This window comes from Nocardia sp. X0981 (assembly GCF_977089955.1).
Map to the genome: position 1 here is coordinate 3,748,758 of NZ_OZ372435.1, position 23,519 is coordinate 3,772,276.

The following is a 23,519-nucleotide window of genomic DNA, read 5'->3' on the forward strand; positions in this document are numbered from 1 at the left end:
TATGGACACCGGAAACGGCATCGGTGCGGCAGCGGTCGAGGTCCTCGTCGTCGGCGCGGGGCCGGTGGGCCTGACCCTCGCGAACATCCTGGGACGCTACGGGGTCCGGACCCTGCTGGTGGAGGAGCGGCCCGGCCTCATCGATTATCCGCGCGGCGTCGGGATGGACGACGAATCGCTGCGCACCCTGCAATCCACCGGCTTGCTCGAGCGGATCCTGCCGCATACCAACCCGGATCAGATCATGCGGTTCGTGGACGGGCGGCGACGGCTGCTGGCCGAGATCGCGCCCACCGACCAGCCGTTCGGCTGGCCCAAACGCAGTGGTTTCATCCAGCCGCTGGTGGACGCCGAACTGCTGCGCGGCCTGGACCGCTTCGACTGTGTGGAGATCCGCTGGGGGACGGCGCTGACCGGCTGCCACGACACCGGCGAGCTGGTCGTAGCGGAGCTGGAAACCGCCGACGGCCCGGAGCGGATCCGCGCCCGCTATGTGGTGGGCAGCGACGGCGGGCGCAGTACCACCCGGCGCGCGATGGGGGTGACGTTCGCGGGCACCACCTCCTCGACCCGCTGGCTGGTGGTCGATATCGACGGTGATCCGCTCGGGCATCCGAATGTGGAGGTCGGCGCGGACCCGGTACGGCCGAATGTCTCGATATCGCTGGCGCACGGTATCCGGCGGTTCGAATTCCTGCTCCACGCGCACGAAACCGACGCGGAAGCCGAAACCCCCGAATTCCTGGCGCGGCTGCTGGCCCCCTTCGTTCCGCATCCGGAGCGGCTCGAGGTGATCCGGCGGCGGGTCTACACCCACCATTCCCGGATCGCCGGTGAATTCCGGAAGGGCCGGGTGCTGCTGGCCGGAGACGCCGCGCATCTCATGCCGGTCTGGCAGGGACAGGGCTACAACAGCGGTATCCGGGACGCGGCGAACCTCGGCTGGAAGCTGGCGGCGGTGGTGTCGGGGCTCGCCGGCGCCGCCCTGCTCGACACCTACGACCAGGAACGGCGCGAACACGCCCGCGCCATGATCGATCTGTCGACCTTGGTCGGGCGGGTCATCTCACCGACGAACCACCGGGTCGCCGCCGTGCGGGATGCGCTGGTGCGCGGGCTGGCGCTGGTACCGCCGCTGAAACGGTATGTGCTCGGGATGCGGTTCAAACCCATGCCGCGCTACGACCGCGGCGCGGTGGTGCACGGCTGGTCGCGGTCGCCGCGGTCCGCTGTCGGCACCCTGTTCATCCAACCGCGGGTCGCGACCCGTGCGCAGCCCGCGGTACTGCTCGACGACACGCTGGGTCCGTGGTTCGCGGTGCTGTGCTGGAACAACCAGCCACGAAAAGCGCTGGGCGAAAAGGAATTCGGGATCTGGAAGGCGCTCGGGGCGCGTTTCGTGGAGGCGCGGCCCGCCACCCAGCTGCACTGGACCGGACACGACGACCCGGATGTGGTGGTCGTCGGGGACAGCACCGGCGCCTTGAAGAAATGGTTCGACGCCCAACTCGATTCGGTGCTCTTCCTGCGCCCGGACCGCTGTATCGCGGGCGCCTCCATCGCCCAGCACGCCGCCGAACTCGGGGCGGCGCTGCGCAGAACTTTTGAACTCACTCCGGGAGGTACCGATGCCGCTGGCCGTGTGCTGCGTCTCGCACAGCCCGCTCCTTGAGCTCCCGGGGCCCGGGCCCGAGCTGCGTGCGGAGGTCGGAGCAGCACTGGACCGGGCCCGGGATTTCGTACGCGAGTTCGACCCGGAACTGGTGGTGCTGTTCGCCCCGGACCACTACAACGGTTTCTTCTACAAGCTCATGCCGCCCTTCTGCGTCGGCACGGCGGCGACCGCGGTGGGAGACTACGGGACCCACGCCGGACCGTTGCACGTTCCGGAGGGGCGCGCGCTACGGCTGGCCGAAACGCTGCTCGATACCGGGATCGATATCGCTACCTCGGCGGAGATGTCGGTCGATCACGGCACGGTGCAGCCACTGCAGCGGTTGTTCGGTGACGCCACCGCGCGGCCGGTGATCCCTGTCTTCGTGAATTCCGTGGCGACACCGCTCGGTCCGCTGCGCCGGGTGCGGGCGCTGGGTACCGCGGTCGGTCGCCATCTCATGACCCTGAGCGAACGAGTTCTGGTCATCGGCTCGGGTGGTCTGTCCCACGACCCACCGGTGCCCCAGCGGGCGACCGCTCCCGAGCCGGTGCTGGAACGGATAGTGCACGGGCGTGCGATGACCACCGAGCAGCGGGCCGCTCGGCAGACCGCGGTGATCGCGGCCGCCCGTGATTTCGCCGCCGGTGACAGTCCGTTGCGGGCGCTCAACCCGGAATGGGACCGGGCGTTCCTCGACCTGGTGGACACCGGCCGCCTGGCGGCCGTCGACGACTGGGACAACAACGAGATCACCCGGGTCGCGGGCAATTCCGCGCACGAGATCCGCACCTGGGTGGCGGCGTTCGCGGCCTTGGCCGCGCAGGGGTCGTACCGGACCGAGGTGCGCTACTACCGGCCCGCGCCCGAGCTCATCGCCGGTTTCGCCGTGCGTACGGCCCGGTCCGCCGATGAGGCGATCGACGACAGGAGGCGATGAGTGAGCACCGACGAGACGGAATTCGACGAAACCGTCGATCTGCTGGTGGTCGGGTCCGGTGGCGGCGGGATGAGCGCGGCGCTGCGCGCCGACGCGCTCGGACTGGAGACCCTGGTGGTGGAGAAGGCCGAGTACTACGGGGGTTCCACCGCGTTGTCCGGCGGCGGCATCTGGGTGCCGAACGCGCCGGCGCAGCAGCGGGACGGGTTCGCGCTCGACCCCGGCGCGGTGCTCGGATATCTGCGGACCATCACCGGTGGGCTGGTCACCGACCAGCGGTTGCGTGCCTACGTCGAAAAAGCGCCGGAGATGATGGCGTTTCTCGAAAAGCGCAGCCGGTGGCTGGAATTCGTGTGGAAACCCGGATACGCCGATTACTACCCCGAGCTCGCGGGCGGTTCGCCGCAGGGCAGCACCATCAATGTGCCGCCGATCGATCTGCGCGCCCTCGGCGACGAGGAAGACAAGCTGCTCAAACCACTCGCCCTCGCGCCGAAGGGGATCTGGCTGGGCCCCAAGGAGCTGCGGCTGTTCTACCAGGTCCGGCAGAACTGGCGTGGTAAGGCCGTGATGCTCAGGCTGCTCTGGCGGATGTTCCGGGCGCGCGTCTTCGGCGACCGGATCGCCGCCATCGGCCAATCTCTGATCGCCCGGTTGCGGCTGGCGTTGCAGGAACGCGATATCCCGCTGTGGCTGGGCTCGCCGATGATCTCGCTGATCACCACTGCCGGCGGCGAGGTGACCGGAGCCGTGGTGCTCCGCGACGGCGCGGCGGTGCGGATCCGGGCGCGGCGCGGCGTGATCCTGGCGACCGGCGGTTTCGACCACGATATGGCCTGGCGCAAAGCGGAACTGCCGGAAGTGGAGCAGGACTGGAGTTTCGGTAATCCGGCGGCTCTCGGCGACGGTATCCGCGCCGGACAGCAGGTCGGCGCCGCCACCGATCTGATGGACGAGGCCTGGTGGTTCCCGGCCGTCCAGTGGCCGGACGGCCGGATGCAGTTCATGCTCAACGAGCGGATGATGCCGGCCCAGTTCATCGTGAACGGCGCGGGAAAGCGGTTCGTCAACGAGGCCGCGCCCTATATGGATTTCGGGCACGCCATGATCGAAGGGCAGCGCAGCGGGGTCACCCATATCCCGTGCTGGCTGATCACCGACCACAGGTCCTGGCGCAGGTATGTGATCGGCGGGCATCTGCCCATTCCGAAGGTGCCGTTCGCCCCGGTTCCCACCGGTTTCCGGATGGTACGGGCCTGGCTGGAATCCGGGGTGGTGAAAACCGCGGACACCTGGGCGGAACTGGCCGAGCGGATCGGGGTGCCCGCCGCCGCGCTCGCCGCCACCGCGGCCCGGTTCGACGAGCTGGCCCGGTCCGGGCACGATGACGATTTCCGGCGCGGGGACAGCGTCTACGACAACTACTACGGCGATCCCACGCTGCCCAATCCGAATCTGTACCCCCTCGGCAAACCTCCCTACTACGCCTTCCGCATCGTGCTCGGCGATCTGGGCACCTCGGGTGGTCTGCGCACCGACGAGCACGCCCGGGTATTGGGTGCCGACGGGTCGGTGATCGACGGCCTGTACGCGGTGGGCAACACCTCGGCGGCGGTCATGGGCCGCAGCTACGCCGGCGCCGGAGCCACCATCGGCCCGGCCATGACCTTCGGATACATCGCCGCCGAACACTGCGCGGGACGGGTGGCGGCCACGGGGGACGACGGCGCGGGGGCGGGCCGGCTCGCGGCCGCGGGCGATGACACGACGACGGAATCCACTGGAGGTAACCGATGAAAATATCCCTCTTCTACGAGTTCGCCCTGCCGCGGCCGTGGAGCGACGACGACGAATTCGAGATGTTCTCCGACGGGCTGGACGAGGTGGAAGCTGCGGACAAGGCCGGTTTCTCCACCGTCTGGCTCACCGAACACCATTTCCTCGAGGAGTACTGCCACTCCACCGCGCCGGAAATGTTCCTCGCCGCCGCCAGTCAGCGGACCGAGAACATCCGGCTCGGCTTCGGGGTGATGCATCTGCCGCCGGCCATCAACCACCCCGCCCGGGTCGCCGAACGGGTCGCCACCCTGGACCATCTGTCCGGCGGGCGCGTCGAATTCGGTACCGGAGAATCGTCGTCGGTGGGTGAGCTCGGCGGTTTCGGTATCGACCCCGCCGATAAACGCGGCCAGTGGGAAGAAGCGCTCGATGTCACCATCCGCTGTATGACCGAAACCCCGTTCACCGGGTTCAAGGGTCAGCACATCGAGATGCCGCCGCGCAATGTGATCCCGAAACCGCGCCAGCGGCCCCACCCGCCGCTGTGGGTGGCCTGTACCCGGCCGTCGTCGGTGCAGATGGCCGCCCAGAAGGGGATCGGCGCGCTGAGCTTCGCCTATACCGGCCCCGGGCCGCTCGGCGACCGGGTGCGCGGCTACTACCAGGAATTCGAGGAGAAGGCGGCGCCCACGGTTCCACTGCTCAACCCGAACATCCTGGCCATCGGCGGTGACCTGTCGATGATGGTGGCGCGTACCGACACCGAGGCGATCCGGCGCCTCGGTGTGGGCGGCGGCTTCTTCTCGTTCGGGATCATGCACTACTACATGACCGGTATGCACACCCCTGGCCGCACCGGCGTGTGGGAACGCTATCTGGACGCGGTGAAAGAGGACGAGACCCTCGCCTACGGGCCCGGCCGCGGCGCCATCGGCTCCCCGGCTACGGTGCGCGAATTCCTGCGCGGCTACGAGGAGAGCGGGGTCGACGAGATCATTCTGCTGCTCAATCCGCGCAGCCACGAGGGCACGATGGAATCCATCGAGCTCATGGGCAAGGAGATTCTGCCCGAATTCATCGAGCGCGACGAGAAAGCCGTAGCGGAGAAGGCGAAACGGCTGGAACCGGTGCTGGAGAAGGTCGAGGCGCGTCGCCGCCCCCTGGCCTCGCCCGAATTCGACGAGCAGTACTCGTTCGGCGGCCTGCCCACCGGCCGCGGCGGCACGTTCACCGCCAGTGAGATCCCCGAGGCCATGGCCGAGATCAACGAGGGCCGGGTGCAGGCGGCGCAACGGCTCCGGGAAGAACAGCAGGGCTGATCTCTGCCGGTGGGACGGGAACGAGGTGAGGAGAGCCGGGTGGACACCATCGACCAGCGCTGGCGCTACGACGGTAAACGCGTGGTGGTGACGGGTTGCGCCTCCGGTATCGGCGCGTGTGTGGTAACCCAGCTGCGGCAGCTGGGTGCCGAGATCGTCGGGCTCGACCTGCTCCGCCCCGGCACCGGACTCGACGAATTCCACGAGATGGACCAGGCCGATCCCGCCTCCATCGACCGCGCCGTGCGCAAGGTCGGGCCGGGGGTCGAGGCTCTGTTCAATATCGCCGGCGTCTCCTCGGGAATCGGTGATCCGCTGCGGGTGGTGACCATCAACTTCCTCGGATTGCGGCATTTCACCGAGGCCCTGGTGCCGGATATGCGGCCCGGTGCGGCGGTGGTCAGTGTTTCGTCGCTGGCCGCCGCCGGGTACCTGGACAACCGCTGGGCGGTCAAGGGGCTGCTGGACACGGAGTCGATGGCGGCCGGGATCGATTGGTGCGCCGACCATCCGGAGGCCCTCGCCGACGGCGGGTACCGGTTGTCCAAGGAGGCGATCGTCCTCTACACGATGCGGCGATCGGTGGAGCTGGCCGCACGGGGGATCCGGATGAACTGCACCGGCCCGGGTGTCACCGAAACTCCCATCCTGGACCAGCTGCGCACCGCGTACGGCCAGGACTATCTCGACGGGATCCCCAAACCTCTGGGCCGGGCGGCCGATCCCGTCGAACAGGCGGCGGCGCTGCTGTTCCTCAACAGCCGGGCCGCCGGCTACATCACCGGCCAGGTGCTGTGGGTCGACGGCGGGAATCTCGCCGGACGCCTGGCGAACGAACTGGCCGGTTCCGCGCCGGCGGTTACCGAATGAGAACCGAAGGAGGAGCAGCGTGGCTACTCTGACCGAATTCCGCAGGGTCGGCGACAGGGTGCGCAACTGGGGGCGCTGGGGCGCGGCCGACGAACTCGGCACGCTCAATTTCATCACCCCCGCCAAGGTCGCGGCCGCCGCCGGGCTGGTGCGGTACGGGAAAGTGTTCCCGCTGGGTATCGATTTCGGTTCGTCCGGGCCGCAGGGCGCCTTCCAGTTCCGGCAGAACCCGACCCATGTGATGACCGTCGACGGCGGCGACGCCGAAACCCTGGTGCAGTACGGTCCGAAATGGCTGCGCAATTCCGTGGCCACCCAGTTGAGCGGTTTCTTCGAGGACAACCCGTTTCGTTTCAACGACGATCTGGTCGTGATGCCGCTGCAGGCCGCCACCCAGTGGGACGCGTTCTCGCACGTCTACTACGACGACAAGCTCTACAACGGTTTCCCGGCGAATTCGGTCACCAGCCTGGGCGCTTTCCACTGCGGTATCGACAAGGTGGACAGCAAGGGGGTCACCGGTCGCGGGATCCTGCTCGATTTCGTACGGCACCGCGGCGCCGATACCTATCTCGTACCCGGTGAACCGATCACCCCCGACGAACTGGACGAGGTCGCCGCCCGCCAGGGCGTGAGCGTCGAATCGGGCGATATCGTGCTGATCCGCACCGGCTGGTGGAACCGTTTCCTCGAGGCCGGTGACGGCGCTGAACCCTATTCGGGCCTGGACTGGCGTTGCGCGCAGTGGTTGCACGAGCACGAGATCGCCGCGGTGGCGGCGGACAATCTGATGGTGGAGGACCCGGTTTCCGGCGTCGAGGGCACCTTCTTGCCCATGCATATGCTCTGCCTTCGCGATATGGGTCTCCTGCTCGGCGAATACTGGGATTTCACCGCGCTGGCCGCCGATTGCGCCGCCGACGGCGTCTACGAATTCCAGTTGATCGCACCCCCGCTGCGCATCGTCGGCGCCGTGGGTTCGCCGATCAATCCGATCGCCATCAAATAGGAGGCCGGTGATGACCGCGGGAAGCACCATGGTGGATCGCACAGAACTCGGCACGGATACGCGGCCGTTCGTCGTCGGTCTCGGCGGGACGCTGCGGGCGAACTCCTCGACCGAGCGCGCGTTACGGCACTGCCTGGACGAGGTCGAGCGCCGCGGTGGGCGTACCGCCCTGTTCAGCGGCGCGGATATCAACCTACCCATGTACAACCCGCACGATCCCGCCCGCACCCCGCAGGCGGTCGCGCTGGTGGAGGCGCTGCGGGCCGCCGATGCCGTGCTCGTCGGCTCACCCGGCTATCACGGCGCGATCTCCGGCCTGGTGAAGAACGCCCTGGACTATGTGGAGGATATGCGGGCCGATTCCACGGTCTACCTGGACAACAAGCCGTGGGGCTGTATCACCTGCGCCTACGGCTGGCAGGCCGCGGTCGGCACCCTCGGCCAGCTGCGGGGGATCGGTCACGCCCTGCGTGCCTGGCCCACTCCTCTCGGTGTGGCGATCAATTCGGCGGACGAGATCTGGGACGAGACCGGCGCCCTGGCCGATCCGGGGGTGCGCGGGCAGCTCGAGTTGCTGGCCGCCCAGGTGCTCACCCGCGCCAGAGCGATCGGCGGCCCCGCATGATGCGATACCTTCGCCTTCGCTTCGGTCTCCGCGTCAGTATGCCGGCCGATCGCCGGTCTCGGGGGTGCGGCATGGAGACAGCATGAGCGGTTTCGCGCACCGCACTCTCGTGGTGGACGGTTTACGCACGCATTTTCTGGAGGCGGGGGCGGGTGAGCCGGTTGTTCTGCTGCACGGCGGCGAATTCGGCGCGAGCGCCGAAATCGGCTGGGAGCACACCATTACCGCGCTCGCACAGCGCTATCACGTATTCGCACCGGATATGCTCGGCTTCGGCGAATCGGCCAAGGTCGTCGATTTCGCCGACGGCCGGGGTATACGTATCCGCCATATCGCCCGGTTCTGCGCGCTGCTCGGTATCGAATCCGCGTATTTCGTGGGTAATTCCATGGGCGCGGTGAATCTGCTGGCCGATACCACCGCCGCGCATCCGGTGCTGCCGGTGCGCGCCATGGTGACCATCTGCGGTGGCGGGCAGATCCGGGCCGGCGAGCATATGCGAGCCCTCTACGATTTCGACGCCACCCTGCCCGCCATGCGCAGGATCGTCGCCGCGCTGTTCGCCTCGCCCGCGTACCCGGCCGACGAGGATTATGTGCGCCGCCGGTTCGATTCGGCGACCGCTCCCGGCGCCTGGGAGGCGGTCGCGGCCGCGCGGTTCCGGCGTCCCGATGCCCCACCGCCGCCCGGTCCGGGGGATCGCCCGTTCGAGCGGATCCGGGTCCCGACCCTGGTGATCGAGGGCGGTGCCGACAAACTGCTGCCCCCGGGCTGGGCCGCCGAACTCGCGGCCCGTATCCCGGATGCCCGTTCGGCCGTTGTCGACGAGGCCGGGCACTGTCCGCAGCTGGAACGGCCCGACGCGGTCAACGCGCTGCTCCTGGACTTCCTGGACCGGCAATCCCGTCCCGCGCCGATCCCCGGCTACGCGCGTAGCGGGTGAGCCGCCGCGGAACCCCCGAGGGCTACGGAAAGTCGTGACGAGAGGAATCCAGGGTATGGGCAACGAATTGGCGGGCAAGGTCGCGGTGGTCACCGGGGGCGCGACCGGGCTGGGCAGCGCCATGGTCGAGCGGTTCGTGGCCGAAGGCGCCCGGGTGGTGGTGGGCGATCTCGACGCCGACGGTGGTGCCGCCGTGGCACAGCGCTGTGGCGCCGGTGCGCTGTTCCGGACCACCGATGTCGCCGACCCCGATCAGGTCGCCGCGCTCGTCGAGTTCGCGGTGCGGCGTTTCGGCGGACTGCACATCATGTGCAACAACGCCGGTATCTCCGGGAAGATGCACCGCAGCATCCTGCACGACGATTTCGCCGACTTCTACCGGGTGATGTCGGTCAATGTGCTCGGTGTCATGGCGGGGACCGGGATGGCCGCCCGCCATATGTCCGAGCACGGCGGCGGCTCGATCATCAACCTGTCCTCGGTGGGCGGGGTGCAGGCCGGCGGCGGGGTGATGACCTATCGCGCCTCCAAGGCGGCGGTCATCCATTTCACGAAATCCGCGGCGATCGAACTGGCGCAGTACGAGATCCGGGTCAACTGCATCGCTCCCGGCAATATCCCCACCGATCTGCTCGCCAAGGCCTCCACCACCATGTCGCCGGAGAAAGCGGAGCGGATGACGCGGGCCATGCGGGAGATGATGAACCAGGACCGCCCCCTGCCCCGGGAGGGCACGCCGGCTGATGTCGCCGAAGCGGCCGTCTACTTCGCCGGGGACCGCTCCCGCTATCTGACCGGAACGGTACTCACCGTCGACGGTGGCACCACCGCCGGTAAACCGTTGCGCCCCCGCGGGCCCGCCCCGGCGGCCGGCGGTTCCGCCTCCGTTCCGGCAGCAGCGTCGTGAACCGGCCGCGCCCGATCCACACCATCAGAGAGAGAACGTCATGAAAGTGACTGTCGAACAAGGGAAATGCATCGCCGCCGGGCATTGCGTGATGGCGGCGGACGCGGTGTTCGATCAGCGCGAGGACGACGGCATCGTCGTCCTGCTGGACGAGAACCCGCCGGACGAGCTCGCCGCCGAGGTGCGCGAGGCCGCCGCCGTGTGCCCCGCCATGGCCATTCACGTCCACGAGGAGTAGCAGTGTCGAATTCTTCCGGAGCCGAAACACCCACCCAGGCCGCACCGGACCCGGCCGAGATCCTGGCCTATCCGCAGGACCGGGCGCCCGGCTGCCCGTTCGCACCGCCACCCGCGGTGCTCGGGCTGATCACCGAGCGGCCGCTGAGCCGCGTCCGGATCTGGGACGGCAGTACCCCGTGGCTGGTCACCGGTTACGCCGAACTCAAAGCGCTCATGTCCGATCCGCGGATCAGCGTCGACGATTCCCAGCCGGGCTTTCCGCACTGGAACGAGGGCATGCTCGATCTGGTCGGCCATCGCGCCAAATCGGTGTTCAACACCGACGGCGAGGAGCACAGCCGGTTCCGCCGGATGATGACCAAACCGTTCACCGTCAAACGTGTCGACGCGCTGCGCCCGGCCATCCAGCAGATCACCGACGATCATATCGATGCCATCCTCGCCGGCCCGCGGCCGGCGGACCTGGTCGAAGCGCTGGCGCTGCCGGTGCCGTCACTGGTGATCAGCGAGATGCTGGGCGTGCCCTACGCGGATCACGAGTTCTTCCAGCAGCACGCGACGACCGGTGTCTCCCGCTATGCCACCAAGGAGGAGGCGGCGCAGGGCCGGGTCGGCCTGGCCCGGTATCTGATCGACTTGATCGAGGCCAAGATGGAGAACCCGGCCGAGGATATGGTCACCGAACTCGCCGAACGGGTCACCGCGGGGGAGATCTCCATGAAGGAGGCCGCCCAGATCGGCACCGGGGTACTCATCGCCGGTCACGAGACCAGTGCGAACATGATCGCCCTCGGTGCCCTCGCCCTGCTCGAGCATCCCGATCAGCTCGCTCTGCTGCGCGATACCGACGATCCCAAGGTCGTCGCGAACGCGGTCGAGGAACTGCTGCGCTATCTGAGCATCATCCAGAACGGCCAGCGCCGGGTGGCGCTCGACGATATCGAGATCGGTGGGCACACCATCGAGGCCGGTGACGGCGTCATCATCGACCTCGCACCCGCCAACTGGGATCCGGACCAGTTCCCGGAACCGGAGAAACTCGATCTGACCCGCCCGGCCCGGCTGCACGTCGGCTTCGGTTTCGGGCCGCACCAGTGCGTGGGCCAGCAGCTGGCCCGGGTAGAACTGCAGATCGTCTTCAAGACGCTGCTCGAGCGGATACCCGGTATGCGGCTGGCGATTCCGCTGGAAGACGTCGAATTCAAACACGACAAGCTGGCCTACGGCGTCTATCGCCTGCCGGTGACGTGGTGAGCACACCAGCGACTTTCCGAGAGGTGACCGACCCGTGACGACCAGCGCACCCAGTGAGCTCCACTACGACCCCTACGACGTCGAGCTCAACGCCGACCCGTATCCCATGTTCAAGCGGCTCCGTGAGGAGCGGCCGCTGTACTACGACGAAACCCACGATTTCTACGCGCTGAGCCGCTTCGCCGATGTCAATGCCGCGCTGATCGACAAGGACACCTTCAGCTCGGCGCGCGGCGCCATCATCGAGCTCATCAAGGCGAATATCGAGATTCCGCCGGGCGTGCTGATCTTCGAGGATCCTCCGGTGCACACGATGCACCGCAAACTGCTCTCCCGGATGTTCACCCCGCGCAAGATCTCCGCCCTCGAACACAAGATCCGCGAATTCTGCTGCCGCAGCCTGGATCCGCTGGTGGGTACCGGCCGGATCGATTTCATCGCCGATCTGGGAGCGCAGATGCCGATGCGGACCATCGGCATGCTGCTCGGTATTCCCGAGGAGGAGCAGGAGGCGGTCCGGGATTTCGCCAACGACCAGATGCGCACCGAAGAGGGCAAACCGATGCGGGTCTCGGCGGAGAGCCTGGCCAGCGGCGAGCTCTTCGAGAAGTACATCGACTGGCGTGCCGAACACCCTTCCGACGACATCATTTCCGAGCTGATCGGGGTGGAGTTCGAGGACGAGACCGGAACGGTCCGCCGCCTGACCCGCGACGAGATCCTCACCTACGTGAATGTGGTGGCCGGCGCCGGCAACGAAACCACCACCCGGCTCATCGGCTGGGCCGGGAAGGTACTCGCCGAACATCCCGATCAGCGGCGTGAGCTGGTCGAGAACCCGGCACTCGTCCCCGCTGCCGTCGAGGAGCTGCTGCGTTTCGAGCCGCCCGCCCCCCATGTGGCGCGTTACGTCACCCGCGATATCGAATATCACGGGCAGACCGTTCCCGAGGGCAGTGTGATGATGATGCTCATCGGCGCCGCCAATCGCGACCACCGCCAATTCGCTCCCGACGGCGACGTGTTCGATATCCATCGGGAGAGCAAGCCGCATCTGGCCTTCAGCGTGGGCACCCATTTCTGCATGGGTTCGGCGCTGGCCCGGCTGGAAGGGCGGATCGCGCTGGAGGAGATCCTGAAGCGCTTCCCCGCATGGGAAACCGATCTGTCGAATGCGAAACTCTCGCCGACTTCGACGGTGCGGGGTTGGGAGTCCATGCCGGCGTTCACCACCTGAGTCGTCGTGGGTGGGCCGGGGGCTATCCGGTACCGGTCGCTGCGGATGCCGGAACTCCGCGTACCGGTTAGTCTGCTTCCGTAGTTCGAGCATGCGGAGCGGAGTGCCATGGGTGAGAAGAACCGGCAGTGGGTCCTGGTGCGGCGGCCGGTGGGTAATCGGTACGCGGACGCGGTCGAATTGCGGACGGGGGAAACCCCGGAGCTCGGCAGCGGTGATGTGCTGATCCGCAACATCTACCTGTCCCTGGACGCGGGCACCCGGATGTGGATGGGCCCCCGGGAGGACTCCTACTCCCCACCCACACCCCTCGGGTCGGCGGTCATCAGCACCGTGGTGGGTTCGGTGGTGGACTCCCGGCATCCCGACTACCGGGCGGGTGATCTGGTGCGCGCCTATGGCCAATGGGCGGATTTCTCCCTCTCGCGCCCGGACGAGGTCTATGTGGAACGGTTGAGCCGCACCCTGGACGACCCGCGTCAGCACCTCGGCGTATTCGGTGCCAACGGCTGGACGGCCTACCTGGGGGTGCTGGAGTACGGCGAGGCCGGGCCGGGGGAGACCTTCGTCGTCTCGGCGGCCTCCGGGGTGACCGGGGCGCTGGCCGGGCAGATCGCCCGGCTGCACGGCTGCCGGGTCGTCGGGATCACCGGCTCACCGGAGAAATGCGAATGGCTCACCGGTGAACTCGGCTTCGACGCGGCGATCGACCGGAACGCCGGTGAACTCGGCCCCGCCCTGCGCGCCGCCTGCCCCGACGGTGTGGACGTCTATTTCGACAATGTGGGCGGCGCGGTGCTCGACGACGTGCTGGGAGCGATGAACCTGTTCGGGCGGGTCGCGGTGTGCGGGCTGCTCACCCACTACGACCGCGACGAGCCCGCCGCCGGGCCCGCCCGCTTCGATCAGATACTGATGAAGCGCCTCACCATGCGAGGGTTCTTCTCGCCGGATTTCTACCACCGCGGCCCGGACCTGAATCGCCGGATGCGGTCGTGGTACGAGGAGGGCAAGCTCCGCATGAACTTCGACGTGACGCCGGGCTTGGAGCACACTCTCGACGCCTACGCCCGCCTGTTCACCGGGGCGAAGGTGGGCAAAGCGCTGGTACAGGTGGGCGAGCCGGACTTCTGAACCCACCGGCAGCTCGGCCGCGACGGAGTTCGCGAAACAGGTCTGCGGCCACGGGTGGTTCGCGGCGACACCGGCCGGCTACCACCTCGTCAATGGCTGGGTGCCGATAATCCAGCCTCTACGCTGGCCTGATGTTCTTCATCTTCGGTTTCGGCACCAAGCGCAAGCCTCTCGGCCCCGGAGAAACTCGGACCTGCCCGCGCTGTCACAACACCACGCAGTGGCTGCGCATGCGGGAATTCAAGCAGTTCACGGTGTTCTTCGTGCCGGTTGTCCGCTGGAAGCGCCGTCGGTTCGAGGCCTGCGGAGTCTGTGGCGCCGAGATCGCGGCCTGAACGGAGACGCCGGGGGCGCCGAGCGGGCGGTGCGGCGGCCGATTATGCGTTCGCGCCAATCGGTATTGGCATTCTCATTTTTCGCAAGTATCGTATTCAACGATGAACGACGCAGTCCACACCTCCTCGGGTATCCCGCTCGAGCCGGTCTACGGGCCGGACGATCGGCGTACCGAACCACCCGCGCCCGGCGTGTTTCCGTTCACCCGGGGCAACTACGCCACCGGATACCGGGGACGGCTGTGGACCTTCCGGCAGTACTCGGGCTTCGGTACGGCCGAGGAGTCCAACCGCCGCTACCGCTATTTGCTGGAGCAGGGCGGCACCGGGCTCTCGGTGGCCCTGGACCTGCCCACCCAATGCGGTTACGACTCCGACGATCCCGAGGTGCTCGAGGAAGTGGGGCGCGTGGGTGTCGCCGTGGACACCCTGGCCGACGTCGAAATCCTGTTCGACGGCATTCCGCTGGACGAGATCAGCACCAGTTTCACCATCAACGGCACGGCCGCGATCCTGCTCGCGTTCTACGTCGCGGCCGCGGAGAAGAAAGGCGTGCCCCGGGCGGCGCTCACCGGCACCATCCAGAACGACATTCTCAAGGAGTACGCCTCCCGCGGCACCTGGATCTGGCCGCCGCAGCCCTCGCTGCGGTTGATCGCCGACACCATCGAGTTCTGCGCCGCCGAAGTGCCGCGGTTCAACGCCATCTCGGTGGCCGGAGCGCATTTCCGGGATGCCGGCGCGACCGCGGTCCAGGAAATGGCGTTCACCCTGGCGGACGGTGTCACCTACTGCGATACCGTCGTCGAACGCGGCCGGATGAGTATCGAGAAATTCGCCCCGCAGATCTCGTTCTTCTTCTACACCCACGGTGATTTCTTCGAAGAGATCGCCAAATACCGGGCCGGGCGGCGCCGCTGGGCCACCATCGTGCGTGAACGTTACGGCGCCACCAGCGACAAGGCCTCGATGTTCCGCTTCGGCTGTGTCGCCGGCGGCGCCTCCCTCTACGCCCCGCAGGCGCAGAACAACCTGGTGCGGGTGGCCTACGAGGCCATGGCGGCGGTGCTCGGCGGGGTGCAGTCCATGTTCACCGCGGCCTGGGACGAGCCGTTCGCGCTGCCCAGTGAGGAATCGGCGACCATGGCGTTGCGCACTCAGCAGATCCTGGCCTACGAAACCGGTGTCACCCGGGTGGCCGACCCTCTGGGCGGCTCCTACTTCGTGGAAGCGCTGACCGACAGCACCGAGGCGGCCATCCAGGAGATCATGACCGACCTGGAGAATCGAGGCGGCATGGTCCGGGCCATCGAGGACGGGTATCTGCAGGGCCTGATCGCCGACGAGGCCTACACACTGCACCGGGATATCGAATCCGGCGCCAAACCGGTGGTCGGGGTCAACACCTTCGTCTCCGACGAACCCGCCCCCGAGATCGCGACCTACGAACTGGACCCCGCGGGCCGCGAAACCCAGTTGAAACGGCTCGCCGAGGTGAAGGCGCACCGGGATTCCGCCGCCGTCCGCGCCACCCTGGCCGCGCTGTCCCGCAGCGCAGAGGGAGACGACAACCTCATGCCTCGGTTGATCGACTGCGCCAACGCCTACTGCACCGTGGGGGAGATGACCGCCGCGCTCAAAGCGGTCTGGGGCGAATTCCGGCAGCCGGTGGTGTTCTGATGACCGCCCGGGTGCTGGTCGCCAAACCCGGCCTGGACGGCCACGACCGCGGTGCGAAGATCGTCGCGCGCACCCTGCGCGACGCCGGGTTCGAGGTGGTCTACACCGGTATCCGGCAGCGTATCGAGGACATCGTGTCCATCGCCGTTCAGGAGGATGTGGCGGTGGTGGGGCTGAGCATCCTGTCCGGGGCGCATATCGCACTCACGAAACGGGTGGTCGACGCCCTGCGCGCCGCCGACGCGGCCGATATCGCGGTGGTGGTCGGCGGCACCATCCCGCAGGGTGATATCGAGAAGCTGCGCGCCGCCGGGGCCGCGGCGGTCTTCCCGACCGGGACACCGCTGGACCGGCTGGTCACCGAGATGCGGGCGCTCACCGGTATCGAGGCCCCGTCCCGACTCCCGGGCGCCGGGCGCCCGGGTCCGGAGCCGCCGCCGTGACGGTGGGCGGCGGCTCCTCTCGAATCGTCGACAGGTGGAGGAATCGTGCGGATCGGTGTGATGATCGGGCCCGAGCGTGGCGATACCGCGCGCAAGGCCGCCCGGATGGCCGACGATATCCGCTGGGCCGAAGCGGCCGGGCTGGATACCGCGTGGATCCCGCAGATCCCCACGGATTTCGACGCGCTGATCACCGTCGCGCTGCTGGGTTCGGTCACCGAGCGGATCGAGCTGGGCACCGCTGTGGTCCCGCTGCAGGCGCAGCATCCGATAGCGCTGGCCCGGCAGGCATTGTCGGCGCATGCGGTGGCCGGTGGCCGGCTGGCACTGGGGGTGGGACCGTCGCATCACTGGATCGTGCGGGACATGCTCGGGCTGCCGTACGAGAAACCGGCCGCCTACACCCGCGATTACCTCGAAGTGCTGACTCCCGCCTTGAACGGGCCGGGCCGGGTTCAGGTGTCGAACGGGACCTTCACGGTGGACAATCCGCTCGATCTGGGCCCGGTGGCCCGGATTCCGGTGCTGGTGGCGGCGCTCGGCCCGGTGATGTTGCGCATCGCCGGGGAGCACACCGACGGCACCATTCTGTGGATGGCCGACGAGCGGGCCATCGCCGACCATATCGCTCCGCGGATCACCAAGGCCGCCGCGGCCGCGGGCCGCCCGGCCCCCCGTATCGTGGCCGGTCTCCCGGTATGCCTGTGTACCGCCGCGGAGGTGGACACGGCCCGCGAGCGGGCGAACCGGATCCTGGGCGAGGCCGAGGTCTCCCCGAACTACCAGCGCCTGCTGGAGCAGGGCGATGCCCGCGATATCGGCGATATCTGTCTCGCCGGCGACGAGGACGCGATCGCCGCCGGTCTGCGCCGCTACGCGGAGGCCGGCGCCACCGATCTGTCCGTACGGTTGCTGCCGATCGGCGATACCCGTGCGGAACTGATCGCCTCCAAACGACGTACCCGGCAGATGATCGCCGATGTCGCGAAGGACCTCCGCTGATGCGATACCTCCGCCTTCGCTGCGGCCTCCGCGGTCCGCATGCACCCGCGTCGAAGGAGCTGCTATGACCTCGGGTCCGCTGGCCGGTATCCGGGTTCTGGAGGTCGGCACCATGCTGGCCGGCCCCTACGCCACGATGATGCTGGCGGATCTCGGCGCCGACGTGGTGAAACTCGAACCGCCCGGCGGGGATATCTCCCGGAAGGTCGGCGATTCCTATTTCGCCAGCCTCAACCGCGGCAAACGCAGTATCTGCCTCGACCTGGCCTCGGCCGAGGGGCAGCGGCGGCTGGGTGAACTGGCCGCGGAATCCCATGCGCTACTGGTGAACCTGAAACCCTCGGCCATCCGGAAACTGGGCCTCACCTACGAGGCGCTGCGCCGGTACAACGAGCGTCTCGTCTGCGTCGCCCTCACCGGATTCGGTCTCGGCAACGGTGACGATCCGGCGTTCGACTACGTGGTGCAGGCCGCGACCGGAGTGGCCGCCCTCACCGGCGACCCGGCCGGGCCGCCCACCCTGCCCGGCTATTCGTCCGCCGACAACTCCACCGGTCTCACCGCGGCCCTCGGCTTGCTCGCGCAGATCGTCTCCGGACGCGGCGGGCAGATCGATGTCTCGCTCCGCGATGTGATGCTCTCCCAGCTCAACTACCACGCCGCCGCCTACCTCGACAACGGCACCGAGCCCCAGCGCCGCCCACACGGTGCGCACTCCTATTACGTTCCCGCGCAACTGTTCCCGACGGCCGAGGGTTACCTGGCCCTGTTCGTCACCCACGACGGTTTCTGGAAATCCTTCGCGAAGGAAGCCGGGATCACCGGTTTCGCGACCATGGCGGAACGGGTGGCCCGGCGCGCCGAAGTCCTGAGCCTGGTGACCACCGCTCTGACCACCGATACAGCGGTCTCCTGGGAAGCCCGGCTACGCCCGCTGGGGGTACCCGCCGCGGCGGTACGCACCCTGCCGCAAGCCTTGGACGACACTCCGGAAGTGGTGGTGCGGGCCGGGGAACACCGGCTCGTCGCGTGCCCGGTGCGGGTGGCGGGCTGGACACCGGACTACCGGCCACCGCCCCGGCTCGGCGAACACGGCGGCGCGGTCGCTCGAGCAACCGCGCCCCACGGTCGGCCTCTTCGAAACCCGGCGTCAGCGGATGCGCCTCGGGGGGGAAGGTGAATCGTTGCCCCACCGGGAAAGGGCGGGAATACCGAGAGAAAGGTCCCTACGTGGAGCAACCGTCGAGCAGGAGGCGGATGGTGAGACGCACGTCGTAGTTCGGATCGACCATTTCCGCACCCGCGCAGATATCGCCGATGGCGCGCATCAGCTGATAGGCGGTGATGTCGTCGGTGATCTCGCCCGCGTTCCGGGCGGCGGCGAGCAGGTCGTCGAGCACCGGCACGAGCCGGTCGAGGAACAGTGCGTGCAGGGCGGTGCGGCCGTCGGGATCGTTGCGCATCGCGGCGCCGAGGCCGTGCTTGGTCACCAGGAAGTCCGCGAAGAGATCCACCCACCGGCGCAGTGCGGCCGACGGTGAGCTCGCGGTCGCGAGCAGCGTGGGCCCGGCCTCGGCGCAGGCGTCGACCTGGTGCCGGTAGACGGCCGCGACGAGGTCCGCCCGCGTGGGGAAGTGCCGGTAGATCGTCCCCATACCGACACCGGCTGCGGCGGCGATCCGGCGTACCGGTGCGTCCACCCCGTACGTGACGAACACCGATGCCGCGGCGTCGAGCAGGGCCCGCTCGTTGCGCCGAGCGTCGGCCCGTTTGGCCGAGCTCCCGGTGGCCGGAATCGTCTCGTCGCCGGTGTCCATGCGATGCCTCTTTCTCACGACTGCGCTTGCCAAGCGGAACATTGCTCCGTATATTCGGAGCAGCGCTCCACTTAGCAGTGTATCTGCCGTTCACCCCACCCGAAGCCATGTCGCCACGGGAGCGAGCGCACCGTAATCGAAGGGAACCCCATGCCTGCACCCGATATGACCGCCCCGAGCGCCGTACCCGCCCTGACCACACCCGTCATCAGCGTGAAACCGGTCGTCCTGCCCGATCCGGAACGCGGCGAGGACCTGCAGGTGCGTGTCTCCGCGCCCACCACCGGCACCGATCTCCCGGTTCTGGTGTTCGCCCACGGCTTCGGCGAATCGATGTCCTCCTACGATCCGCTGGTCGACTTCTGGGCGAGCAACGGATTCGTCGTCCTGCAACCCACTTTCCTCGATTCCCGCACCCTCGGCCTCACCCCCACCGACCCCCGCTACCCGGATATCTGGCGCATCCGGGTCCGGGATGTCACGCGGGTACTCGACGAACTCGACCACATCGTCGCCGCGATCGCGGGACTCGGCGACCGCATCGACCGGGACCGCATCGCCCTCGCGGGGCACTCGTGGGGCGGGCAGACCACCGGCATGCTGCTCGGCGCGCGGGTGCTCGGCGCCGATGGGCAACCGGGACCCGATATGACCGATCCACGTGTGAAAGCCGGTGTACTCCTCGCCACCACCGGAATCGCCGGCGACGATCTGACCCCGTTCGCCGCGGCGAACTTCCCCTTCATGCGCCCCGACTTCACCGGCTCTACCACACCGACCTTCGTGGTCGCGGGCGACCACGACCGGTCCCACCTCTCCACGCGCGGCCCCGACTGGTTCACCGACGTCTACACCCACAGCCCCGGCGCCCGAAGCCTGCTCACCGTCTTCGGCGGCGAGCATTCGCTCGGCGGTATCCACGGCTACAACGCCGCGGACACCACCGACGAAAGCCCCGAACGCGTGGCCCTGATCCGGGAAATCACGTGGGCCTATCTCCGCAGCGCGCTCGGTATCGACGACACGGCATGGAAAGAAGCGCAGCTCGCCCTCGCGCGAACCGCCGACCCGATCGGGCGCATCGAGAACAAGTAGAAGCCCCTCCGGCCGAATCGGATCCGGATGCGCCCGCGTCCCGCCTACTGTCCGCCGCCGCGGCACTCCCGGAGCCGCCGTGCCGGTTCATCCCGTACGCACAGCCCCACTTCGCTCGGCTGCGGCCGGTCGATCCGGATTCGGGAGGGAAGGTCGGCAGCGCAGGCGGCACCGGGTTCGAGAACCATGGGCACGGGCCGGATCAAGCTCGCCGACGCTCGTTTTCCACAAGATCCCATACGGTCGTCTGCCGGCGAGTCCGGTCCCACCATTGCACACAGGTACGGTCGGGGACATCGGTGGCCATGGCCGCGTTGATCTTGCCGAGCGCGCGCCGCGAACGGGTGAACTGCCAATCGGCGGCGTGGTCTTCCGCCGTGTAGTCGGCGATCCATCGCGTTGCGCTGAAATGCGGTTGCGGGGGCACGGGAAGCACCGAGTTCTCGGTGAGCGACAGCCCCAGAGCAACCGCGTCCTCCCGGGTCACGGCGGTGGAGTGGGTGAACCATACGCGGTGTCCCGGATCCCGGGGGTCGCGGCAGACCCCGATGAGACGGGGGTCGCCCGCGAACAGCACCCATCCAGTGAACTCGTGTTCGATCGGGGTTACCACTTCACCGGCGATATCGCCGTATCTGCTGGTCAAGTGGAGCGGAGTGTCGGCGGAAGTCACCCATTCGTGGTGTTCACCGGTTCTCCGGGACGGCCGGCGACGCGGTCGCCGTATCCAGGCGCCGTGCTTGAAGCGATACGGTTCCCACGGGTAACGGTCGAGAACATGGGCGATACACGCCAGCTCATCGGGAGTTCCGATATCGTTGGCCGGTTTCACGATGCCACCTCACCTCGTAGCGTCAGTACGGCAGATCCGCGATCCACGGCGAATCATTCGCCGTGCCGCGGAAACGGGCCCCGCGCCGCGGCGAGACCTTGTTCGCCGGTGGAGTTTCCGGCTCGACCCGATGTGTCTCCTGCGCTGCGGCAGGGCCGCGGCGCCGCGACTTCTCGGGCAACCAGGGAAGGGAACCGATTCGCTCCCAGCGGCGTCTGATCTACGGGATCGCTGATCTACCTGCGCGAGGAGTGGTATGAATAGTCGGCAGCCGGCCGCCCGTGGCCCTGGTGAACCGGAGTCAGGGGCTCGGTTTGCGTAATTTTCTCGTAGCACTGGCCCGATCGGGCGTGCTCGGTTCGCTGGCCAAGGTCGCCGGCTGGATGGGTGTAGCCGCGGTGGGGATGCTCGTCATCGCGTGGGTCGGCAACCCCTACGCCGACGATGTGCCCGAAGTGGAGCAGGCGGCTCCGTCGTGGCTGCCTCCCGCCCCGGCGGAGTCACCGCCGGAACCGCCACTACCGCCCGGATTTCCCTCCATGGCCTTTCCGCCGCCGCTACCCGAGGTGGTCGCGGGGCAACCCCGGACTGTTCCGACAAGATTCGGGCTCGACTACTCCGTACCCGCAGGGGACGGCTGGCGCCCGTCCAACGGCCGGACCGTCAGCTGGTCCGAAGGCGGCCGGACGATCGCTTCCTACGGCGCGGTGAGCGATTACGGCTACGGCTATTGCCCGGAAACCGAGGGTTCGGTCCTCGCGAGAGTCGGGGTCCGGGGCCGCAACGGCATCGATATCGACACCGCGGCGCGTGAAGCGGCCGATCGAGCCGGCGCGATATTCTCCGGCGCCGCGGGCGCTCGTCCCGATGTGGACCTCCGAGGGCCGGTACCGGCCGAAGTCGCGGGGCGTCCCGCCGTCCGGTACACGGCGGTGGTCACCAGAATCCCCACCGAGTCCTCCTGCGACCCGAGCGCCGCGCAGTTCGATGTCGTGGCCACGCCCGCATACGCATCCGCCGAGGTGATGGTGCTGATCCTACAGCGGCACACCGGCCTGCCGGACGCCCTGAGCGAGCGCGATGCCGAAGCGATCCTGACTTCCCTGCACCCTACGAAGCGATGACGAAAGAAAGGCCGGACAGGTGGCGGAAACACTGATAGCGGAATCGGCGCAGATCGCCGGGCTGGGGAATGCGCTCGACGCCGTGGGTGCCGATGTGAAGGCCATCGCCGATTTCGTGGGCGCATATTGTGTGGTGAGCTCCGAGGGCCTCGGCGGGGCGATACTCGAGCCGCTGACCGCGCCGTTCACGCACGCGGCGGGGACCTTCGAAACCCGGATGGCCGGTATCGGCAACACCACCGCGAACAGCGGCGACGAACTGAACCGTACCGCATGGATGTACCACGACCAGGACAAGAAGACCTACGAGGCACTCAATGCGGCCACTACGAACCTGATCACCGGCCAGGGGGTGGCCCTCGATGCCGATCGGGAGAACACCGGCTTGGTCATGGACTACCCCGATCCGGTCGCGTACCCGAAACCGAACGAGATCCAGCTCGACCCGCCTTCGGCGGCGCCCCCGGAACTCGCGGATCTGATCGCGGAGACCACCGGCGTGGTCGGTGATGTCAACGAGGCGGTCAAGAACGTCACCAGGATGGCGGGCAGTGAGGTCAATATCCTGGAAATGGTGCTCTCCCGGATCACCGCGAACTGGAACGAGCTGCGCCGGATCGGTGAGACCTACAAGGTCGCGGGCAATGCGATGGAAAGCTCCGGGGCGAATCTCGAGGACGCGGTGCGCCGGGTCGGTCCGCACTGGGACGGCAGAGCGGCCATAGCCTTCGAGGCGTGGGCGGGAAGTCAGGTCGCGGCTATGAAGTGGGAGGGGCCCGTGGGACGGGTCATCTCCGACCTGCTCAACACCGTCGCCGACAAGATTCGTGACGGTGTCCGCCGGGCCTGCGAGAAACTCCGCGATTTCGTGACCTCCTTTGTGGATTTCCGCAGTACCAAACAGATTTTCAAAGCCCTCGTCAAGAAGATTCCCGGAATCGGGACGGCGCTCGAGATCATCGATATGGCCCGGAAGGTCTGGGACATAGTCGATCTCGTCAACACGATCATCACCGAGATCGAGGATGTGCGAAATCGGACGAAGGAGTTTCTGGAGTGGATCGGTAATCCGGTCGGTAAGGGTAAGGACTGGATCACCCAGAAGCTCGAGCCGATCACCAGCCGTGTCGACGACGCCGCCCGGCGGGCGGCGCTGGTGAACGATATCGGGAAGGTCGCCCAGGCCGAGGACACGATGAACCGGCCGAAGGAAGCCTATGAGGTCGGGTCCGGCCGGGCTCCGTGGGAGGACGCGGTATGACGATCGTTCGGCGCGGTTC

At 67.8% G+C, this 23,519-nt stretch carries 23 protein-coding genes; 21 read left to right on the forward strand and 2 right to left on the reverse strand.

Going from position 1 to position 23,519, the window contains the following annotated elements; all coding sequences use genetic code 11:
* The first annotated feature begins 1 nt into the window (after position 1).
* From ACYR7D_RS16760 to ACYR7D_RS16845, 18 genes are all read left to right on the forward strand, one after another.
* Positions 2–1,672: a bifunctional 3-(3-hydroxy-phenyl)propionate/3-hydroxycinnamic acid hydroxylase gene (locus ACYR7D_RS16760; RefSeq protein WP_459545509.1), complete on the forward strand. Its 1,671-nt coding sequence runs from the start codon at positions 2–4 to the stop codon at positions 1,670–1,672.
* On the forward strand, positions 1,629–2,594 hold the full coding sequence (locus ACYR7D_RS16765) for a 3-carboxyethylcatechol 2,3-dioxygenase (protein WP_459545510.1): 966 nt from the start codon (positions 1,629–1,631) through the stop codon (positions 2,592–2,594). Before ACYR7D_RS16760 ends, ACYR7D_RS16765 begins: the two co-directional genes overlap by 44 nt.
* The gene (locus ACYR7D_RS16770; protein WP_459545511.1) at positions 2,595–4,391 is read left to right on the forward strand and encodes an FAD-binding protein; all 1,797 of its coding nucleotides are present in this window, start codon (positions 2,595–2,597) and stop codon (positions 4,389–4,391) included. It abuts the gene before it with no gap.
* Positions 4,388–5,692 carry an LLM class flavin-dependent oxidoreductase gene (locus tag ACYR7D_RS16775; RefSeq protein WP_459545512.1) on the forward strand — a complete coding sequence of 435 codons (1,305 nt, stop codon included), beginning with the start codon at positions 4,388–4,390 and terminating at the stop codon, positions 5,690–5,692. The genes ACYR7D_RS16770 and ACYR7D_RS16775 overlap by 4 nt, the downstream gene beginning before the upstream one ends.
* A gap of 39 nt (positions 5,693–5,731) precedes the next feature.
* Positions 5,732–6,562 carry a coniferyl-alcohol dehydrogenase gene (locus ACYR7D_RS16780; RefSeq protein ID WP_459545513.1) on the forward strand — a complete coding sequence of 277 codons (831 nt, stop codon included), beginning with the start codon at positions 5,732–5,734 and terminating at the stop codon, positions 6,560–6,562.
* Between the two features lie 19 nt (positions 6,563–6,581).
* Positions 6,582–7,571: a cyclase family protein gene (locus ACYR7D_RS16785; protein WP_459545514.1), complete on the forward strand. Its 990-nt coding sequence runs from the start codon at positions 6,582–6,584 to the stop codon at positions 7,569–7,571.
* Positions 7,572–7,581: 10 nt separating this feature from the next.
* Positions 7,582–8,196, forward strand: coding sequence for an NADPH-dependent FMN reductase (locus ACYR7D_RS16790; protein ID WP_459545515.1), 615 nt, complete (start codon positions 7,582–7,584; stop codon positions 8,194–8,196).
* 82 nt (positions 8,197–8,278) lie between these two features.
* A complete protein-coding gene (locus ACYR7D_RS16795) occupies positions 8,279–9,139 on the forward strand; it encodes an alpha/beta fold hydrolase (protein WP_459545516.1) in 861 nt (286 codons plus the stop codon).
* Positions 9,140–9,194: 55 nt separating this feature from the next.
* Positions 9,195–10,046, forward strand: a complete 852-nt coding sequence (locus ACYR7D_RS16800) for an SDR family NAD(P)-dependent oxidoreductase (protein ID WP_459545517.1) — start codon at positions 9,195–9,197, stop codon at positions 10,044–10,046.
* Between the two features lie 40 nt (positions 10,047–10,086).
* The gene (locus tag ACYR7D_RS16805) at positions 10,087–10,284 is read left to right on the forward strand and encodes a ferredoxin (RefSeq protein ID WP_459545518.1); all 198 of its coding nucleotides are present in this window, start codon (positions 10,087–10,089) and stop codon (positions 10,282–10,284) included.
* 2 nt (positions 10,285–10,286) lie between these two features.
* On the forward strand, positions 10,287–11,540 hold the full coding sequence (locus tag ACYR7D_RS16810; RefSeq protein WP_459545519.1) for a cytochrome P450: 1,254 nt from the start codon (positions 10,287–10,289) through the stop codon (positions 11,538–11,540).
* 106 nt (positions 11,541–11,646) lie between these two features.
* Positions 11,647–12,777 carry a cytochrome P450 gene (locus tag ACYR7D_RS16815; RefSeq protein WP_459550193.1) on the forward strand — a complete coding sequence of 377 codons (1,131 nt, stop codon included), beginning with the start codon at positions 11,647–11,649 and terminating at the stop codon, positions 12,775–12,777.
* Positions 12,778–12,885: 108 nt separating this feature from the next.
* Complete coding sequence (locus ACYR7D_RS16820) at positions 12,886–13,911, forward strand: NADP-dependent oxidoreductase (RefSeq protein ID WP_459545520.1); 1,026 nt, start codon at positions 12,886–12,888, stop codon at positions 13,909–13,911.
* 131 nt (positions 13,912–14,042) lie between these two features.
* On the forward strand, positions 14,043–14,246 hold the full coding sequence (locus tag ACYR7D_RS16825; RefSeq protein ID WP_459545521.1) for a zinc-ribbon domain-containing protein: 204 nt from the start codon (positions 14,043–14,045) through the stop codon (positions 14,244–14,246).
* Positions 14,247–14,348: 102 nt separating this feature from the next.
* Positions 14,349–15,926, forward strand: a complete 1,578-nt coding sequence (locus ACYR7D_RS16830; protein ID WP_459545522.1) for a methylmalonyl-CoA mutase family protein — start codon at positions 14,349–14,351, stop codon at positions 15,924–15,926.
* A complete protein-coding gene (locus ACYR7D_RS16835; RefSeq protein ID WP_459545523.1) occupies positions 15,926–16,369 on the forward strand; it encodes a cobalamin-dependent protein in 444 nt (147 codons plus the stop codon). Before ACYR7D_RS16830 ends, ACYR7D_RS16835 begins: the two co-directional genes overlap by 1 nt.
* A 45-nt stretch (positions 16,370–16,414) precedes the next feature.
* On the forward strand, positions 16,415–17,371 hold the full coding sequence (locus tag ACYR7D_RS16840) for a TIGR03564 family F420-dependent LLM class oxidoreductase (RefSeq protein ID WP_459545524.1): 957 nt from the start codon (positions 16,415–16,417) through the stop codon (positions 17,369–17,371).
* 64 nt (positions 17,372–17,435) lie between these two features.
* Positions 17,436–18,551: a CaiB/BaiF CoA transferase family protein gene (locus ACYR7D_RS16845; RefSeq protein WP_459545525.1), complete on the forward strand. Its 1,116-nt coding sequence runs from the start codon at positions 17,436–17,438 to the stop codon at positions 18,549–18,551.
* A 46-nt stretch (positions 18,552–18,597) separates the two neighbouring features.
* Here ACYR7D_RS16845 and ACYR7D_RS16850 read toward each other — a convergent pair whose 3' ends face one another.
* Complete coding sequence (locus tag ACYR7D_RS16850) at positions 18,598–19,188, reverse strand: TetR/AcrR family transcriptional regulator (RefSeq protein ID WP_459545526.1); 591 nt, start codon at positions 19,186–19,188, stop codon at positions 18,598–18,600.
* 150 nt (positions 19,189–19,338) lie between these two features.
* Here ACYR7D_RS16850 and ACYR7D_RS16855 point away from each other — a divergent pair, with 150 nt between their 5' ends.
* Positions 19,339–20,283: an alpha/beta hydrolase family protein gene (locus tag ACYR7D_RS16855; RefSeq protein ID WP_459545527.1), complete on the forward strand. Its 945-nt coding sequence runs from the start codon at positions 19,339–19,341 to the stop codon at positions 20,281–20,283.
* A 202-nt stretch (positions 20,284–20,485) separates the two neighbouring features.
* Here ACYR7D_RS16855 and ACYR7D_RS16860 read toward each other — a convergent pair whose 3' ends face one another.
* A complete protein-coding gene (locus ACYR7D_RS16860) occupies positions 20,486–21,115 on the reverse strand; it encodes a hypothetical protein (protein WP_459545528.1) in 630 nt (209 codons plus the stop codon).
* Positions 21,116–21,405: 290 nt separating this feature from the next.
* Between ACYR7D_RS16860 and ACYR7D_RS16865 the strand changes: the two genes are divergently transcribed.
* Together ACYR7D_RS16865 and ACYR7D_RS16870 are read left to right on the forward strand one after the other, a co-directional pair.
* Positions 21,406–22,239, forward strand: coding sequence for a hypothetical protein (locus ACYR7D_RS16865; protein WP_459545529.1), 834 nt, complete (start codon positions 21,406–21,408; stop codon positions 22,237–22,239).
* Between the two features lie 19 nt (positions 22,240–22,258).
* Positions 22,259–23,500, forward strand: coding sequence for a hypothetical protein (locus tag ACYR7D_RS16870; RefSeq protein ID WP_459545530.1), 1,242 nt, complete (start codon positions 22,259–22,261; stop codon positions 23,498–23,500).
* Positions 23,501–23,519 lie beyond the last annotated feature (19 nt).